The sequence below is a fragment of the Klebsiella sp. KTE92 genome (genome assembly GCF_000398905.1).
Taxonomy (GTDB): domain Bacteria; phylum Pseudomonadota; class Gammaproteobacteria; order Enterobacterales; family Enterobacteriaceae; genus Klebsiella; species Klebsiella variicola.
Genome location: NZ_KB976100.1, coordinates 4079035 through 4095288, shown reverse-complemented (window position 1 = coordinate 4095288; position 16254 = coordinate 4079035). Strand labels below are relative to the sequence as shown.

Sequence of the window (16254 nt, the reverse complement as noted above, 5' to 3'; positions counted from 1 at the left end):
TAATGAGTTCTCTTCGGACTTCGCGGGATAAATTCAAGGCACAAAAAAGCCCACAGGGCTTGCGCCGTGCGGGCTCTTAGGACTTCATCGGATGACTCTGGTAATCACCGATGGAGAATTTTGGTGGAGCTGGCGGGAGTTGAACCCGCGTCCGAAATTCCTACATCCTCGGCACTACATGCTTAGTCAGTCTTTACATTCGCTTGCCAGCTGCGGACAGACACGCCACTAACAAACTAGCCTGATTAGATTTAACGCTTCAACCCCAGGCAGGGCATCCACGCGATCTCTTTTGGGTTTGACCTCTCTTTGATCCCCGTCTTAAGAGCGGAAGCTAGGGAGAGAGGGCTCAGAGCAGGTTATTAAGCTGCTAAAGCGTAGTTTTCGTCGTTTGCGACTATTTTTTGCGGCTTTTTACGAGGCCAACCGCCCCTCGGCATGCACCTTGGGTTTCGCAAATCCCGTCGAATCCAGAATCAGCCCCAATGTGTAGGTCAAGTATAACAGATTTGTGAATGTCGTTACCAGCCCCATCACGCAGGATTATTTCAGCAGGGTGGACGAAAAAGCAGCATCAACAAGGATATAGCGTAAGGGCCAGCGAGAGCTGGCCCTCGGGGAGGGGAAATTAACGTCCGGCGTGCTTCATAATACGCGCCTTATCCAGCGCCCATTCACGATCTTTCAGATCGGTACGCTTGTCGTGTTGTTTCTTACCTTTGGCGACGCCGATTTTCACTTTGCACCAGGCGTTCTTCCAGTACAGCGACAGGGCGACGACGGTGTAACCTTCGCGGTTAATGCGGCCGTACAGCGTGTCGAGTTCGCGCTGGTTAAGCAGCAGCTTACGAGTGCGCGTCGGGTCGCACACATAGTGGGTGGAAGCTACGGCCATGGGCGTAAAGTTGGCGCCGAACAGGAAGGCTTCGCCATCCTTCAGGATGACATAGCTATCGCCGATGTTGGCTTTGCCTGCACGCAGGGATTTGACTTCCCAGCCCTGCAGGGCGAGACCAGCCTCGTATTCATCTTCGATAAAGTATTCGTGACGGGCGCGTTTATTCAGCGCAATGGTGGCTGATCCAGGTTTGTGGGCTTTTTTCTTAGTCATAATGTCCTGAAGTCATCGTCTTATACACAGTTACCTCGATCGCATCCTGCGAGGTGTACTGCGCATCTTAGCACGAGTTGCGGCACAGCGTTTTTTTTAGCAGCAGATAAATGATATTATTTGCACTGTGTTTAAATGTGGAACCTGCTATGCCTCAGATTAGCCGTACTGCGCTGGTGCCTTTCAGCGCGGAACAGATGTATCAACTGGTAAACGATGTGAAGTCCTATCCTGATTTTCTGCCAGGCTGCACCGGTAGCCGCGTGCTGGAATTCGGGCCGACGCAAATGACGGCGGCGGTTGATGTGTCCAAAGCCGGCATCAGTAAGACCTTCACGACCCGGAATACACTGACCAGCAACCAGAGCATTTTGATGAGCCTGGTGGATGGCCCGTTCAAGAAACTGATTGGCGGCTGGAAGTTTATTCCGCTGAGCCCCGAGGCGTGCAAAATCGAGTTCCATCTCGATTTTGAGTTTACCAATAAGCTGATTGAGATGGCCTTTGGCCGGGTCTTCAAAGAGCTGGCCGCCAACATGGTGCAGGCGTTCACTTCGCGCGCCAAAGAGGTCTACAGTGCCAGCTAATATTCGTGTTGAAGTCGCCTACGCGCTGCCTGAAAAGCAGTATTTGCAGCGAGTCACCCTGGATGAGGGAGCGACGGTCGAGCAGGCGATTATCGCCAGCGGGCTATTGGCCTTGCGTGATGATATCGATCTGGCGAAGAACAAGCTGGGTATCTACAGTCGTCCGGTTAAGCTGCATGACGAAGTTCACGACGGCGACCGGGTCGAAATCTATCGACCGCTGATCGCAGACCCGAAAGAACTGCGTCGCCAGCGGGCAGAGAAAAGCGCTGCGAAGTAACCCACAGCAGCAGACCGGCTATCAGCCATAAAAAAAGCGCTCACTGAGCGCTTTTTGCTTTTCCGGGCCTTACTGACTGGTCAGCGCGGGCTTGTTATCAATGTTAGTTAACACGCCGCCGCTGTTGAACGTCAGGGTCAGGGTCTGCTGAGTCACTTTCTCGTGGCCCGGCTCCTGACGGAATACATAGAACCAGGTGTTGGTGCCGAACGGATCCGACATCATTGGCGTTCCGAGAGCATAAGCAACCTGCTGTTGCGTCATACCGACACGAATTTTTGCTACATCGTTAGGTGCCAGATAGTTACCCTGGTTGATGTCAGGACGGTAAACCACTCGTTCCAGAGTGGAACAGCCTGCGGTCAACATAAGAAGAACCGCTGCGGCAGCAGTCAGCGTTTTACAGCGCATAGTGATTTGATTCCTTTTTGGGCCCGAGCAGTACGTGGCTCATCTGTAATATGCCGATAATAATAGACCTTCGCGCCGATGGAAACCTCCGGCTGCAGGTCAGCAGGCAATTTGCTGTTCACTATGACCCTGTGAAAATCAAAAAGTTTACGCCGCAAGCAACTCTTTCGCGTTCGCCAGGGTGTTGCGCGTGACCTCGCTGCCGCCCAGCAGGCGAGCCAGCTCCTGCAGACGAGCGCGCTTATCCAGCGGCTGCATATGGGTTTCGGTCATCTCGCCATCGGTCTCTTTGCAGACAAAGAAATGATGGTGGCCGCAGCCCGCAACCTGCGGCAGGTGGGTCACACACATCACCTGCGTGGACTCGCCCAGTTGGCGCAGCAGCTTGCCGACCACGGCGGCGGTCGGGCCGCTGATGCCGACGTCCACTTCGTCGAAGATCAGCGCCGGGGTTTCCATTTTACGCGCGGTGATCACCTGAATCGCCAGCGCAATACGCGACAGTTCGCCGCCGGAGGCTACTTTCGCGATCGGCTGCAGCGGCTGACCGGGGTTAGTGGTGACGCGGAACTCAATATGATCGGCGCCGTCGGCGGTGAGATGGCGTTCATCGAAAGCGACCTCAATCGCGAAGATCCCGTGCGGCATCGAAAGTGAGTGCATACTCTCGGTGATAAGCTGGGTCAGCTCGTCGGCGCTGGCCTGGCGCAGGGCGTGCAGCTGACGCGCGGTCTCCAGCGCCAGCTGATGATGTTCGACCACCTGCTGGCTGAGGGATTCCAGCGAGTCGGCGCTATCGTCCAGCAGACGCTGCTCTTCCAGCATCGCCTGATAAACCGCCGGCAGCTCTTCCGGCATTACCTGGTGTTTACGCGCCAGCGCGATTTGCCGGGAAATCCGCTGCTCAAGTTCGAACAGACGGTTCGGATCGAGATCCAGACGGTCGTGATAGTGGCGCAGCTCGTCGCTGGCCTCGCTGAGCTGAATGGCCGCCTCTTCCAGCATATCCAGCACGCCGGAAAGCTTGCTGTCCATACCCACCAGCTCGCTGACCAGCTGCTTCGCGGTATAAAGCAGGCTCTGCAGATTGGCCTCTTCGCCGTCCGCCAGTACCGTCAGGGCGTGCTGGCAGGTGCTGAGCAGCTGGCCGCTGTTGGCCAGACGCTTGTACTCTTCGTCAATCTGCTCGAATTCTCCCGGCAGTGGGTTAAATTCGTTCAGCTCTTTAAGCTGATACTGCAGCAGATCGGCGCGGGCGGCGCGCTCCTGGCTCTGCTGCTGGTGCAGGGCCAGCTCGCGGCAACTCTGGTGCCACTGGCGGTAATGCTCGGCCATGCGCTGAGTGAGCGCATACTCACCGGTATAGCCGTCGAGCAGCGTTTTCTGGTGTTCGGGTTTGGTCAACAGCTGGTGCGCATGCTGGCCGTGGATCTGGATCAGCAGCTGGCCCAGCTCGCGCAGCTGCGAGAGCGGGACGGCGGTGCCGTTGATAAAGCCGCGCGAACGGCCGTCGGCGCTGATCACCCGGCGAAGTAAACACTCACGCCCGCTCTCCAGCTGGTTCTCTTCCAGCCAGCGCTGGGCGGCCGGAGTATCTTTCAGCGCGAAGCGCGCGCACAGGTCGGCGCGGGTGGCGCCGCGACGCACCATGTCGGCTTCCGCTCTGCCGCCGAGGCACAGCCCCAGCGCGTCGATGGCAATGGATTTCCCGGCGCCGGTTTCCCCGGTGATGGCGGTCATGCCGCTGTGGAAATCAATTTCCAGTTCACGAACGATAGCAAAATTACTGATGGTGAGTTGCGCCAACATAGCTGCCTTCCTGTATGAAAAACCAATACTGTGTTTTCGTACAGTATAGACTGGTTTTTTATCCAGTAAAGAGGCAGCGATGTAAATCAGAACAATTTTTTCGACCAGCCGAGCTTGGTGCTTAATGTATTGAAATAGCTGTAATCTTTAGGGTGAATCAGATTGAGGTGATAATCACAGCGGCGAATGAGAACGTCTTCGCCATCCTGGATCGGTAGGGCAATCTGGCTGTCGCAGCTGATCTCCAGATCGCTGCAGCGATGAGAGAAGCGCAGGCGGATGGTGCTGTCGCCGTTGATCACCAGCGGTCGCGCTGAAAGGGTGTGCGGGAACATCGGCACCAGGGTGATAGCGTCCAGCGACGGGGTGAGGATCGGGCCGCCGGCCGACAATGAATAAGCGGTGGAGCCGGTCGGGGTGGAGATTATCAGGCCATCAGAGCGCTGAGAGAACGCAAAGACTTCGTCGATATAGACTTCGAACTCAATCATATGCGCCACTTTGCCGGGGTGCAGCACTACTTCGTTGATGGCGGTGCTGATGCGTTTCTGGCAATCCTGCTGGCACACCTGGGCCTCCAGCAGAAAGCGTTTCTCGGCGATGTAGTGGCCTTCCAGCACGTCGGCGAGCTGCTGCAAGGCGTTGTCCGGGTCAAGGTCGGTGAGAAAGCCGAGGTTGCCGCGGTTAATGCCGATGACGTTAATGTCGTAACGGGCCAGGGTCCGCGCCGCGCCGAGCATATTGCCGTCGCCGCCCACCACCACCGCGAGGTCGGCCTGTTGGCCAATCTCCGCCAGCGTGCCGGTTTTCACGTTGCTGAGCTGAAGTTCATGGGCGATCTGCTGTTCAACCAGCACTTCATACCCTTTGCTGCACAGCCAGCGCCAGAGCATTTCATGTGTGGTCAGGGCGGTGGGGTGACGAGGATGTCCCACAATGCCGATACACTTGAAATGGTTCTTCATGATCTGGATGTCCTTGCGTTAAATGAAATAGTGACAATCTGTCCGCTTCCCTTGAAACCCGGAAACTGATCCCCATAATAAGCGAAGTTAGCGAGATGAATGCGAAAAAAACGCGGAGAAATTCATGAGTAGTAAAGAACAGAAAACGCCTGAGGGGCAAGCCCCGGAAGAAATTATCACGGAGCAGCACGACGACGTTGAGGCAGTAGAGCCTGAAGTTTCGGCTGAGCAGGTGGATCCGCGCGATGAAAAAATTGCGAATCTGGAAGCCCAGCTGGCTGAAGCGCAGAAACGTGAACGTGAAGTGATGCTGCGTGCCAAAGCCGACGAAGATAACCTGCGTCGCCGTACCGAGCAGGATATCGAGAAAGCGCACAAATTCGCGCTGGAAAAATTCGTCAATGAACTGCTGCCGGTGATCGACAGCCTGGACCGCGCGCTGGAAGTGGCCGACAAGGCTAACCCGGACCTGGCGCCGATGGTGGAAGGGATCGAACTGACCCTGAAATCCATGCTGGACGTGGTGCGTAAGTTCGGCGTGGAAGTGATCGCCGACACCAACGTTCCGCTGGATCCGAACGTCCACCAGGCCATTGCGATGGTCGAATCTGAAGACGTGGCGGCGGGCAACGTGCTGGCCGTGATGCAGAAAGGTTATACCCTGAACGGCCGTACTATTCGCGCCGCGATGGTGACGGTAGCGAAAGCGAAATAACGTCTGCTGCATTGCTCAACGGCTGCCCGCGGGCGGCCGTTTTTTTATGCCACCGCTCCCGGCGCGAGATAAAAAAACGGCGGGCCGCAGCCCACCGTGATGTTAATTCCTTCGCTCGCGCTACTCCGCGACGCTCTCGCGTAATGATTTCACCGGCATCACTTTCACCTGTTTGATCATGTTGTCCTGCACGTCGAGGATATCTATATCGTACTGCTCAATGCGCACGCGGGTGCCCGGGACCGGGATCTCTTCCAGCGCTTCGAGGATGATACCGTTGACGGTGCGCGCTTCATCTTCCGGCAGGTGCCAGTTAAACGCTTTGTTGATTTCGCGAACGTTGGCGCTGCCGTCGATAATCACCGTGCCGTCGTTAAGCGGGGTCACTTCCTCCGCCAGGGTGGGTGACATGGAGGTGGTGAAGTCGCCGACAATCTCTTCAAGAATATCTTCGACGGTGACCAGCCCCTGAATATCGCCGTATTCATCGACCACCAGACCGACTTTCTTTTTATTGCGCTGAAATTTCACCAGCTGGGTGCTGAGCGGCGTCCCTTCCGGAACAAAGTAGATCTCATCTGCCGCCCGCAGCATGATCTCTTTTGTGAACTCTTTCTTCTCCGTCATCAGACGGTAGGCTTCGCGAACGCGCAGCATGCTGATGGCATCGTCCAGTGAATCGCGGTAGAGCACGATGCGGCCATGCGGCGAGTGGGTCAACTGGCGGACGATAGATTTCCAGTCATCATTGATGTCGATGCCGACAATCTCATTGCGCGGCACCATGATGTCGTTAACGCTGACTTTTTCCAGATCCAGGACCGACAGCAGCATATCCTGGTTGCGCCGGGAGATTTGTGAACGGGATTCATTCACAATCGTGCGCAGTTCATCTTTGCTCAAAGCACTGCTGATGACGGTATCGGTGCGGATGCCCATCATGCGCATCAGCATGCGGGTGATGGTATTCAGCAGCCACACCAGCGGCATCATCAGCACCTGCAGGGGCGCCAGCAGGAAGCTGCTGGGGTAGGCGACCTTTTCCGGATAGAGCGCGGCGATGGTCTTCGGCAGCACCTCGGCAAATACCAGTACCACAAAGGTGAGCACGCCAGTGGCGATCGCGACGCCGGCGTCGCCGTACAGGCGCATGCCGACGATGGTGCCCAGCGCCGAGGCGAGAATGTTGACGAGGTTATTGCCGATGAGCACGAGGCTAATCAGGCGGTCCGGCTTGCGCAGCAGCTTCTCCACGCGCTTGGCGGGGCGGTTGCCTTGTTTCGCCATATGACGCAGCCGATAGCGGTTCAGCGTCATCATGCCGGTTTCGGAGCCGGAGAAATAGGCAGAGATAATCACCATGACGATCAGCGTTATGATCAGCGTGGTGGTGGAGATATGTTCCACGTAGGATTCCTTAAAAGACTTAGCTCACGAACTGCTGCAGCACGCGGCTACCAAAATAGGCCAGCGTCAGCAGACCGGCGCCAGCGACGCTGAACCAGACCACGCGACGTCCGCGCCACCCTTCATGATAGTGGCCCCACAGCAGAACGATATAGACGAACCACGCAATAATCGACAGCACCGCTTTATCAATGTTTTCGCTGCTGAACAGATTGTGCATATAAAACAGGCCGCTGCACAGCGTCAGGGTCAGTAGCACCACGCCGACCTGGGTGATGTGGAACATTTTGCGCTCGATGCTCATCAGCGGCGGCATTTCGCTGCTGAAGGCCAGCTTTTTATTCTTTAACTGGTAGTCGATCCACGCCAGCTGCAGCGCATACAGCGCGGCGATGATCAGCGTGGCGTACGAGAAGAGCGACAGGCCGATATGCACCAGCATCCCCGGGGTGGTTTCAAGGTGGGTGATATATTCGTTAGGCACGAAAGTGGCGAAGGCCAGATTGATCAGCGCGAAGGCATAGACGATAGGCAGCAGCAGCCAACCGCGATTGCGCGAGGCTACAATAGTCATCACCGTACAGATCATCAGGCTGACCAGCGACCCGACGTTCAGTAAGCTGAGGTTTTGCCCGCTCTCGCCGCCGGGGAATATCCGTGCTTCCAGCGCAAAAGCATGGCAGATCAACGCGATAGTCGCAGATAAAATCGCCATTCGCCGCCAGCTGCTGTTTTTTTGCAGCAAGCCGGGGATAATCAGCGCGAGGCTGACGGAGTAGGCGACAAGGGCGAGTAGAGCAAAAACAGGCATAGGTGTCGGCTGTTGGCTAAATAAGAAAGAGAAGCAGTATAACGTCAGCAGGCCTCTGCTCCAACCGTTGCAGCACATTCAGATTGATGTCGTGTTATACTCCGCCACATTCGTTTTGTGTGTCGCTGCGGCGACCGACCGTTTCCACCTCAGGCGAGAGACAATGTTTGATAATTTAACCGATCGTTTGTCGCGTACGCTGCGCAACATTAGCGGCCGCGGACGCCTTACAGAAGACAATATTAAAGACACCCTGCGCGAAGTGCGCATGGCGCTGCTGGAAGCGGACGTTGCGCTTCCGGTGGTTCGTGATTTCATCAGCCGCGTGAAAGAGAGCGCGGTCGGCCATGAAGTCAATAAAAGCCTGACCCCGGGTCAGGAGTTCGTCAAAATCGTCCGCAACGAGCTGGTGGCGGCGATGGGCGAAGAGAACCAGACGCTCGACCTGGCCGCGCAGCCGCCGGCCGTGGTGCTGATGGCGGGCCTGCAGGGTGCCGGTAAAACCACCAGCGTCGGTAAGCTGGGGAAATTCCTGCGCGAGAAGCACAAGAAGAAAGTGCTGGTCGTTTCCGCGGACGTTTACCGCCCGGCGGCGATTAAACAGCTGGAAACCCTGGCCGAGCAGGTCGGCGTCGATTTCTTCCCGTCTGACGTCGGGCAGAAGCCGGTGGATATCGTCAACGCGGCGCTGAAAGAAGCGAAACTCAAATTCTACGACGTGCTGCTGGTGGATACCGCCGGTCGTCTGCACGTTGACGAAGCGATGATGGACGAAATCAAGCACGTCCACGCCGCCATTAACCCGGTTGAAACCCTGTTCGTCGTCGATGCGATGACCGGTCAGGATGCGGCGAATACCGCGAAGGCCTTTAACGAAGCGCTGCCGCTGACCGGCGTGGTGCTGACCAAAGTGGACGGCGACGCCCGCGGCGGCGCGGCGCTGTCGATTCGCCATATTACCGGCAAACCGATTAAATTCCTCGGCGTCGGCGAGAAAACCGAAGCGCTGGAGCCGTTCCATCCGGACCGCGTCGCTTCCCGCATCCTCGGCATGGGCGACGTGCTGTCGCTGATCGAAGATATCGAGAGCAAAGTTGACCGCGCGCAGGCCGAGAAGCTGGCCTCCAAACTGAAGAAAGGCGACGGTTTCGATCTCACCGACTTCCTTGAGCAGCTGCGTCAGATGAAAAACATGGGCGGCATGGCCAGCCTGATGGGCAAGCTGCCGGGTATGGGCCAGATCCCGGACAACGTAAAAGCGCAGATGGACGACAAAGTGCTGGTGCGTATGGAAGCCATCATCAACTCGATGACCCTGAAAGAGCGCGCCAAGCCGGAAATCATCAAAGGCTCACGTAAGCGCCGTATCGCCGCCGGCTGCGGGATGCAGGTGCAGGATGTGAACCGTCTGCTCAAGCAGTTCGACGACATGCAGCGCATGATGAAGAAGATGAAGTCGAAAGGCGGCATGATGAAGATGATGCGCGGGATGAAAGGGATGATGCCGCCAGGCTTCCCGGGCCGCTAATACGCGTCATAATTCAAGCCGCAGATGCGTTGGCTGCGTTCGTTCACCCCGGTCACGTACTTGTGTACGCTCCCGGGGATTTACTCACTTGCCGCCTTCCTGCAACTCGAATTATTTAGCGTATATAGTTTTGAATTGATTTTTGCACAGAAATCAGTAAAATTTTCGGGCTTTTAATATGACACCGGGCTCCGTTCCTCGATGGGGCCCGGTTGTTTTATTCACACAAGAGGATGTTATGGTAACTATTCGTTTAGCACGTCACGGCGCTAAAAAGCGTCCGTTCTACCAGGTTGTTGTCACCGACAGCCGTAATGCACGCAACGGTCGCTTCATCGAGCGCGTTGGTTTCTTCAACCCGATCGCTAGCGGCGCGGAAGAAGAAACTCGCCTGGATCTGGATCGTATCGCTCACTGGGTTGGCCTGGGCGCTACTGTTTCCGATCGCGTTGCCGCGCTGATCAAAGCCGCTAACAAAGCAGCTTAATCTGTCACGGTGGTCATGATGAGCAAGCAACACACCGCACAAGCACCTGTTGATCCGATCGTATTGGGGAAAATGGGTTCTTCCTACGGTATCCGTGGTTGGCTCAGAGTGTTTTCCTCCACCGAAGACGCCGAAAGCATTTTTGACTATCAGCCCTGGTTAATCCAGAAGGCGGGTCAGTGGCAGGTTGTTGAGCTGGAAGGCTGGCGCCACCACAATCAGGACATCATCATCAAGCTGAAAGGCGTTGACGATCGTGATGCCGCGAATCTACTGACTAATTGCGAAATTATCGTGGATTCATCGCAGTTGCCGGAGCTGGAAGAGGGTGACTACTACTGGAAAGACCTGATGGGCTGCCAGGTAGTGACAACGGAAGGCTATAGCCTCGGTAAAGTCATTGATATGATGGAAACCGGGTCTAATGACGTACTCGTCATCAAGGCAAACCTGAAAGATGCATTTGGCATCAAGGAGCGGTTGGTTCCGTTCCTCGATGGGCAGGTTATCAAGAAAGTCGATCTCACTACGCGTACTATCGAAGTAGATTGGGATCCTGGTTTTTAAATTCTCCGGATAAACGGTAAAAGACGGCGCTATGTGGATTGGCATAATTAGCCTGTTTCCTGAAATGTTCCGCGCAATTACCGATTACGGGGTAACTGGCCGGGCAGTAAAAAATGGCCTGCTGAGCATCGAAAGCTGGAGTCCTCGCGACTTCGCTCATGACCGGCACCGTACCGTGGACGATCGTCCTTACGGCGGCGGACCGGGGATGCTAATGATGGTGCAACCTTTACGGGATGCTATTCATGCAGCAAAAGCCGCGGCAGGTGAAGGCGCGAAGGTGATTTATCTGTCACCTCAGGGACGCAAGCTTGATCAAGCGGGCGTCAGCGAACTGGCAACGAATCAGAAACTGATTCTGGTGTGCGGTCGCTACGAAGGGATAGACGAGCGCGTAATCCAAACCGAAATTGACGAAGAATGGTCAATCGGCGATTACGTTCTCAGCGGTGGTGAGTTACCGGCAATGACGCTGATTGACTCCGTTTCCCGGTTCATTCCGGGAGTACTGGGCCATGAAGCTTCGGCAACGGAAGATTCCTTTGCTGATGGGTTGCTGGATTGCCCGCACTATACCCGTCCTGAAGTGTTAGAAGAGATGGAAGTACCGCCAGTATTGCTGTCGGGAAACCATGCTGAGATACGTCGCTGGCGTCTGAAGCAGTCGCTGGGCCGCACCTGGCTTAGAAGACCTGAACTTCTGGAAAACCTGGCTCTGACTGAAGAGCAAGCAAAGTTGCTGGCGCAGTTCAAAAGCGAACACGCGCAACAGCAGCATAAACATGATGGGCAGGCGTGAGCCCCCAATATCAGTTTACCCAGGATAAGAGATTAAATTATGAGCAACATTATTAAGCAACTTGAACAAGAACAGATGAAGCAGGACGTACCTTCCTTCCGTCCGGGTGATACCGTGGAAGTGAAAGTATGGGTTGTTGAAGGTTCCAAAAAACGTCTGCAGGCATTCGAGGGCGTGGTTATCGCTATTCGTAACCGCGGTCTGCACTCTGCATTCACTGTTCGCAAAATTTCCAACGGCGAAGGCGTTGAGCGTGTCTTCCAGACTCACTCTCCGGTAGTTGACAGCATTGCTGTTAAACGTCGTGGTGCTGTACGTAAAGCTAAACTGTACTACCTGCGTGAGCGTACTGGTAAGTCTGCTCGTATCAAAGAGCGTCTTAACTAAGATTCGCTTTCGCGACATCCTGACAGAAGGGCTGGCCAGATGGCTGGCCCTTTTTTTATCTTTGTTGTAACCATTGTGATGTAAATCATTTACAATACGCCCTCTATTCGGAGGGGCGGTGGTCAGCAACAGTTTCCTGCAAACGACACCTAAACGGCGAGCCGCCTGGCTGGCACTGTTGGCGATCCTGTTGATCGTCGTGGCCCCCCTGATCTCCATCTCCCTGCAAAAAGACCCCATGAGCGCGATGCCCGGCATGCATCACGCCATGATGATGGACAGCTCGTCCGCGAGCATGGCGCAAATGCCCGACCACGAGATGGCGATGATGCATAGCACAGACGGCGCCACGCATACCGGACACGAACTGCCGCTGGACCATGCCGAAGCGTGTGGCTATTGCGTGCTGTTAGCCCATGTCCCGGGGCTGCTTTTCGCGCTGGCGCTGTTCGTCGCCATGCTGCTGCGGCGTATTCGCCTGCCGGCTTCTCGCCCGGTATTAAAACACTGGCACTACTTCCCCTGGCTCTACCCTGAAACCCGCGCCCCGCCGCGGCTGTCTGCTTTTTCCCTTTAATAAAAATCAATCTGCGCACGGCGCAATAACCTCTTTTGCTTTAAAAAAGGAAGAGTATGACAACCTGCACCTCGCGCGCGGCATGGTTAAACCTGCTGCGTCGCCTCCATTTCTACATCGGACTGTTTATCGGACCGTTTATCTTTGTCGCTGCCCTGACCGGCACGCTGTACGTGGCGACGCCGCAGCTGGAAAACTGGCTCTATCACGACGCGCTGCATGGCCTTGCCGACGGGACCCCGCAGCCGCTCAGCGCCCAGATTGCAGTGGCGGAAGAAGCGACCCAGGGTAATCTTCGGCTACTGGCGGTGCGGCCGGCCCCCGCGATGGGGGAGACCACCCGGATTATGTTTGTTGACCCGAGCCTGGGCGAGTCAGAATCCCGGGCCATTTTCGTCGATCCGATCTCGCTGCGGGTGAAGGGCGATATGACGGTCTACGGTACCAGCGGCATCCTGCCGCTGCGCCAGTGGATTGATTATGCGCATCGTTCGCTGCTGCTGGGCGACAGCGGGCGGTTATACAGCGAACTGGCTGCCTCATGGATGTGGGTTGCCGCACTGGGTGGCATTGCCCTGTGGGCGATGACACGTCCAAAACGGCGGATCAATAACGTCCTGCAGAATCATCGTCGGTTGCACGTGACGCTGGGCTGGGGCTTACTGCTGGGCATGCTGCTCTTCTCCGCCACCGGCCTGACCTGGTCGCAATGGGCTGGCGGTAATGTGGATAAAATGCGGGCGGCTTTCGGCTGGTGGACGCCGCAGGTGAATACCCTGCTGCACGGTGAGGCGCCGATGGCGCACGATCCCCACGCCGGGCATCATATGGACGGGATGGCCATGCAGCATCAGTCAGTGCTGCAGCCAGCGCAGTTTGACCTGGTGCTGGCGGTGGCCCGTCAGGCGGGGCTGAACGCCAGGCGGCTGGAGATCCGTCCGCCGGTTTCGAAGGAACGTGCCTGGACGGTAAATGAGATCGACCGCCGCTGGCCGACGCAGGTGGACGCGGTGGCGATCGATGGCGCCACGATGCAGGTGGTGGATCGCACCCGGTTCGCCGACTTCCCGCTGATGGCGAAGCTCACCCGCTGGGGCGTCGATTTCCACATGGGGGTCCTCTTTGGTCTGGTGAATCAGTTGCTGCTGGTAGGGTTCGGCTGCGCGCTGTGCGTCACCATCGGCGTGGGCTACCGGCTGTGGTGGATCCGCCGTCCGCCTCAGGCGGTCTGGGATCCGGCGCATTCGCTGCTGCAGGCATGGCTGTCGCTCGCCTGGCCTGCCCGTGGGCTGGTACTGGGGATAGCGTTAGCCCTGGGTCTGGCCATGCCATTGATGGGGGCAAGTCTGGTGCTGTTCATTGCCGTTGACTACCTGCGCTGGCGCGCGGCAACGGCAATGAGGATGGCGAAGTCCAGCGATTAAGCGAAGGCTTACGGCGTGCTGATGACCACCGTGACCCGGCGGTTTTCAGCGCGCCCGGCCGCCGTGTCGTTGCTGGCGATCGGGTATTTCTTGCCAAGGCCGCGGGTGACTAAATGACTGCGCGGGACATGGGCGCCTTCCGCCCAGGCATCGGCTACGCTATTGGCGCGCTTAAGCGACAGGGCTTCGTTATAGCTATCCTCACCGTAATTATCGGTGTGGCCTTCAAGGCGGCTATGGGTGATCCCGGTCGCCGCCAGCCGCGAGGCCATCGTGGTGATCTGCTGGCGGCTGTCGGGACGTAGTCGGTAGTCATTCTTATCAAACAGGATGCTATCGGATAAGCCCAGGGACCAATCGCCATTGCTTTCAGTGAAGCCGTAAGATTTCATCGCCGCCACCTGCTCGGGGGTAAATTTTCCCTGAGGAGCCTGGCAACCTGTCAAAAGCGCCGCCGCCATCAGGGCGGGGACGAAATATTTTCTGAGCATAATGAGTCCTTTATTATTTCAGCGTCTGCTGGATACGTTGGTTTTTCATGCGATACATATTCTGATCGGCAAGTTCTTGCAGTGATTCCGCGGTGGCGTGCTCCCACGCCAGGGCATAACCGACGCTCAGCGAGAGCGTGGCGCTATGGCCATTGTGCAGGTTGAATGGCGGAAGAAATTGTTCCGACAGCGCCTGGCACAGAGCCTGCACTTCGGCTTCCGAGCGCACCTCACGCAGCAGAACGGCAAACTCATCGCCGCCGAGACGCCATGCCAGATGGCGTTTTCCGGCGAAGGCCATCAGGCGGCTGGCGACCTCCGTCAGCACTTTATCGCCTGCCGCGTGCCCCCAGTTGTCATTGATCAGCTTGAAGTTATCGCCGTCAAGAAACAGTAATGCCGAGGTCTGGTGATCCACCTCGTTCTTCATCAGTTCGGCGAGCGCGTTGCGAAAGGCGGCGCGGTTAGCCAGGCCGGTCAGCGGGTCATGTAGCGAGCTACGCAACAGCTGGGCATTCTTGGCCTGCAGCTGGCGCTGCCAGTCCTCCATCTCCCCCAGCAGGCTGTTAAAGTCCTGGGCGAAAAGATGGAATTCCTCAATACGCTCCTCGGGCACCCGACGTGAGAAATGACGGTTTTCACGAATATCGTGCACAACCTCGGTGATGCTCTGCAGGGCGGTGACGATCCCCCGGTGCAGGGAGTGGGTCAGCAGCAGGGCAATGAACGAGGCGAGCAGAATGCTGCCGGTCAGTACCAGAATCGAGATACCGAGAAAGTGGCTGATCAGTTCATCAAGCGCGGTCAGTCGCAGCTCGCCGATTTGTTTGCCCTGGTGCCAGATGGGCTGCACCGTGGGCTCCGGAAACAGCCATTGACTGATAAGGCCGCTCACTTGTTCTTTGTTGGCCAGCGGTTCATGGCGCCATGCGGCGAAGTGCTGCTTCTGGCCGTTGAGCACAATCGCCTGGGAAATCTGCCCTTGCTTCCCCAGCGAAGCAAGGGTCTCCTCCGCCGCCGCGCTATCGCCAAACACCAGGGCGGCTTCGAGGCTGCGACCCATGGTCGCGGCAGTGAGCTCTAGATTTTTCTGCGCGTACTGCTTGAGCGTGAAGATTGAGGCTGTGCTTAGCAGCAGCCAGACCAGCGTCATGGAGATCACCACGCTTATCACGCTAATTCGACGAAGCGCGCGTTTAAATGTCGGGCGCGCGGTCTGTGAAAAGTCCTTATTCATGTGGTTTTTTCCGGGCAAGCATCAGGACGTCCGGGTTAACCCGGACCCCGCTGTGCGTCAGAACGTCCAGATTAACGGAGAAGCGGACCCTGTCGTCGTTGATGATCAGGCAAAACGCGCTACCAATGGAGCAATCCGTATTTTGTTCTGCGATGAGTAAAAGCGGCTTCGGGCCATAGCGGCGAGTTAATTCCGACTGTTGGGTCGGCGATTCGCTGCCAAAATAAAAACCATCGCAGGTTGTTTTTAACGCTTCTTCACTATTACGTACTATCACCGGTTGATAGGGCAAGGCATCCGGATCTTCATGAGCCAGGCTATGGGTGAAGCGTGATGAGGCAAAAATGCACAGCTTCGGCGCCCCTGTTAATGCCGGCCAACGGGTGTAGGTCACGATCCCGGAAACAATAGCGCGAACATGTTCTGAAGGTCCGGCAGCAAAAACAGGAGATACCGCGATGAGAAAAAATACAGTCAATAAAAGACGGTGTAATACTGTCATTAACGCTTCCGTCAAATTCGCCATAGCGCGGGAAAAGCCGCTGCCGATGCCCGGCGCAGAATACCACTGTTAACAAAACCCGTCATTACATGCGCCCTTTGCTTTGGGACAAATCTCACCAGGATTTTTCGTAATCGCGATCGCGATAGCGCGCAAGTT

The 16254-nt window shown here is 56.5% G+C and carries 19 protein-coding genes and 1 other RNA gene; 10 read left to right on the top strand and 10 right to left on the bottom strand.

Annotated elements, in window-relative coordinates:
• Positions 1-121: 121 nt before the first annotated feature.
• Both ssrA and smpB read right to left on the bottom strand, forming a co-directional pair.
• Positions 122-484, bottom strand: a transfer-messenger RNA (tmRNA) gene (gene ssrA / locus A1WC_RS26610).
• Positions 485-628: 144 nt separating this feature from the next.
• Entirely contained in the window at positions 629-1111 is a 483-nt protein-coding gene (smpB, locus tag A1WC_RS06380; RefSeq protein WP_002914164.1) for an SsrA-binding protein SmpB, read from the bottom strand.
• 149 nt (positions 1112-1260) lie between these two features.
• On the opposite strand from smpB, the gene A1WC_RS06385 reads away from it, so the two are divergent.
• On the top strand, positions 1261-1698 hold the full coding sequence (locus A1WC_RS06385) for a type II toxin-antitoxin system RatA family toxin (RefSeq protein WP_008806099.1): 438 nt from the start codon (positions 1261-1263) through the stop codon (positions 1696-1698).
• Positions 1688-1978, top strand: coding sequence for an RnfH family protein (locus A1WC_RS06390; protein ID WP_004145682.1), 291 nt, complete (start codon positions 1688-1690; stop codon positions 1976-1978). Before A1WC_RS06385 ends, A1WC_RS06390 begins: the two co-directional genes overlap by 11 nt.
• 69 nt (positions 1979-2047) lie before the next feature.
• Here A1WC_RS06390 and bamE read toward each other — a convergent pair whose 3' ends face one another.
• The 3 genes from bamE to nadK all read right to left on the bottom strand — a co-directional run bounded on the left by bamE (position 2048) and on the right by nadK (position 5163).
• Entirely contained in the window at positions 2048-2389 is a 342-nt protein-coding gene (bamE, locus tag A1WC_RS06395; RefSeq protein WP_008806098.1) for an outer membrane protein assembly factor BamE, read from the bottom strand.
• Positions 2390-2536: 147 nt separating this feature from the next.
• Positions 2537-4198, bottom strand: coding sequence for a DNA repair protein RecN (recN, locus tag A1WC_RS06400; protein ID WP_016161654.1), 1662 nt, complete (start codon positions 4196-4198; stop codon positions 2537-2539).
• A gap of 86 nt (positions 4199-4284) precedes the next feature.
• Positions 4285-5163: an NAD(+) kinase gene (gene nadK, locus A1WC_RS06405; RefSeq protein ID WP_002914158.1), complete on the bottom strand. Its 879-nt coding sequence runs from the start codon at positions 5161-5163 to the stop codon at positions 4285-4287.
• A gap of 124 nt (positions 5164-5287) precedes the next feature.
• On the opposite strand from nadK, the gene grpE reads away from it, so the two are divergent.
• Entirely contained in the window at positions 5288-5878 is a 591-nt protein-coding gene (gene grpE / locus A1WC_RS06410) for a nucleotide exchange factor GrpE (RefSeq protein ID WP_008806096.1), read from the top strand.
• A 120-nt stretch (positions 5879-5998) separates the two neighbouring features.
• Here grpE and A1WC_RS06415 read toward each other — a convergent pair whose 3' ends face one another.
• Complete coding sequence (locus A1WC_RS06415; RefSeq protein WP_012540838.1) at positions 5999-7285, bottom strand: HlyC/CorC family transporter; 1287 nt, start codon at positions 7283-7285, stop codon at positions 5999-6001.
• Between the two features lie 19 nt (positions 7286-7304).
• On the bottom strand, positions 7305-8096 hold the full coding sequence (locus tag A1WC_RS06420; RefSeq protein ID WP_002914153.1) for a cytochrome C assembly family protein: 792 nt from the start codon (positions 8094-8096) through the stop codon (positions 7305-7307).
• Positions 8097-8259: 163 nt separating this feature from the next.
• Here A1WC_RS06420 and ffh point away from each other — a divergent pair, with 163 nt between their 5' ends.
• From ffh to A1WC_RS06455, 7 genes are all read left to right on the top strand, one after another.
• Positions 8260-9624 (top strand): signal recognition particle protein, encoded by a 1365-nt coding sequence (gene ffh / locus A1WC_RS06425; protein ID WP_002914152.1) that lies wholly within the window; start codon positions 8260-8262, stop codon positions 9622-9624.
• A gap of 238 nt (positions 9625-9862) precedes the next feature.
• Positions 9863-10111 carry a 30S ribosomal protein S16 gene (rpsP, locus tag A1WC_RS06430; RefSeq protein WP_012540839.1) on the top strand — a complete coding sequence of 83 codons (249 nt, stop codon included), beginning with the start codon at positions 9863-9865 and terminating at the stop codon, positions 10109-10111.
• An 18-nt stretch (positions 10112-10129) separates the two neighbouring features.
• A complete protein-coding gene (rimM, locus tag A1WC_RS06435) occupies positions 10130-10678 on the top strand; it encodes a ribosome maturation factor RimM (RefSeq protein WP_008806093.1) in 549 nt (182 codons plus the stop codon).
• Positions 10679-10709: 31 nt separating this feature from the next.
• A complete protein-coding gene (gene trmD / locus A1WC_RS06440) occupies positions 10710-11477 on the top strand; it encodes a tRNA (guanosine(37)-N1)-methyltransferase TrmD (RefSeq protein ID WP_008806092.1) in 768 nt (255 codons plus the stop codon).
• Positions 11478-11516: 39 nt separating this feature from the next.
• Positions 11517-11864, top strand: a complete 348-nt coding sequence (gene rplS / locus A1WC_RS06445) for a 50S ribosomal protein L19 (RefSeq protein ID WP_002914145.1) — start codon at positions 11517-11519, stop codon at positions 11862-11864.
• A gap of 118 nt (positions 11865-11982) precedes the next feature.
• Positions 11983-12441 carry a DUF2946 domain-containing protein gene (locus A1WC_RS06450; protein WP_016161653.1) on the top strand — a complete coding sequence of 153 codons (459 nt, stop codon included), beginning with the start codon at positions 11983-11985 and terminating at the stop codon, positions 12439-12441.
• Between the two features lie 56 nt (positions 12442-12497).
• Positions 12498-13865: a PepSY-associated TM helix domain-containing protein gene (locus A1WC_RS06455; protein WP_012540841.1), complete on the top strand. Its 1368-nt coding sequence runs from the start codon at positions 12498-12500 to the stop codon at positions 13863-13865.
• 8 nt (positions 13866-13873) lie between these two features.
• Here A1WC_RS06455 and A1WC_RS06460 read toward each other — a convergent pair whose 3' ends face one another.
• The 3 genes from A1WC_RS06460 to A1WC_RS06470 are packed head-to-tail and all read right to left on the bottom strand — an operon-like array spanning position 13874 to position 16095.
• On the bottom strand, positions 13874-14356 hold the full coding sequence (locus tag A1WC_RS06460) for an OmpA family protein (protein ID WP_008806089.1): 483 nt from the start codon (positions 14354-14356) through the stop codon (positions 13874-13876).
• A 13-nt stretch (positions 14357-14369) separates the two neighbouring features.
• Positions 14370-15593 (bottom strand): diguanylate cyclase DgcN, encoded by a 1224-nt coding sequence (gene dgcN / locus A1WC_RS06465; protein WP_008806088.1) that lies wholly within the window; start codon positions 15591-15593, stop codon positions 14370-14372.
• Positions 15586-16095: a YfiR family protein gene (locus A1WC_RS06470; RefSeq protein ID WP_012540842.1), complete on the bottom strand. Its 510-nt coding sequence runs from the start codon at positions 16093-16095 to the stop codon at positions 15586-15588. Before A1WC_RS06470 ends, dgcN begins: the two co-directional genes overlap by 8 nt.
• Between the last annotated feature and the right edge of the window lie 159 nt (positions 16096-16254).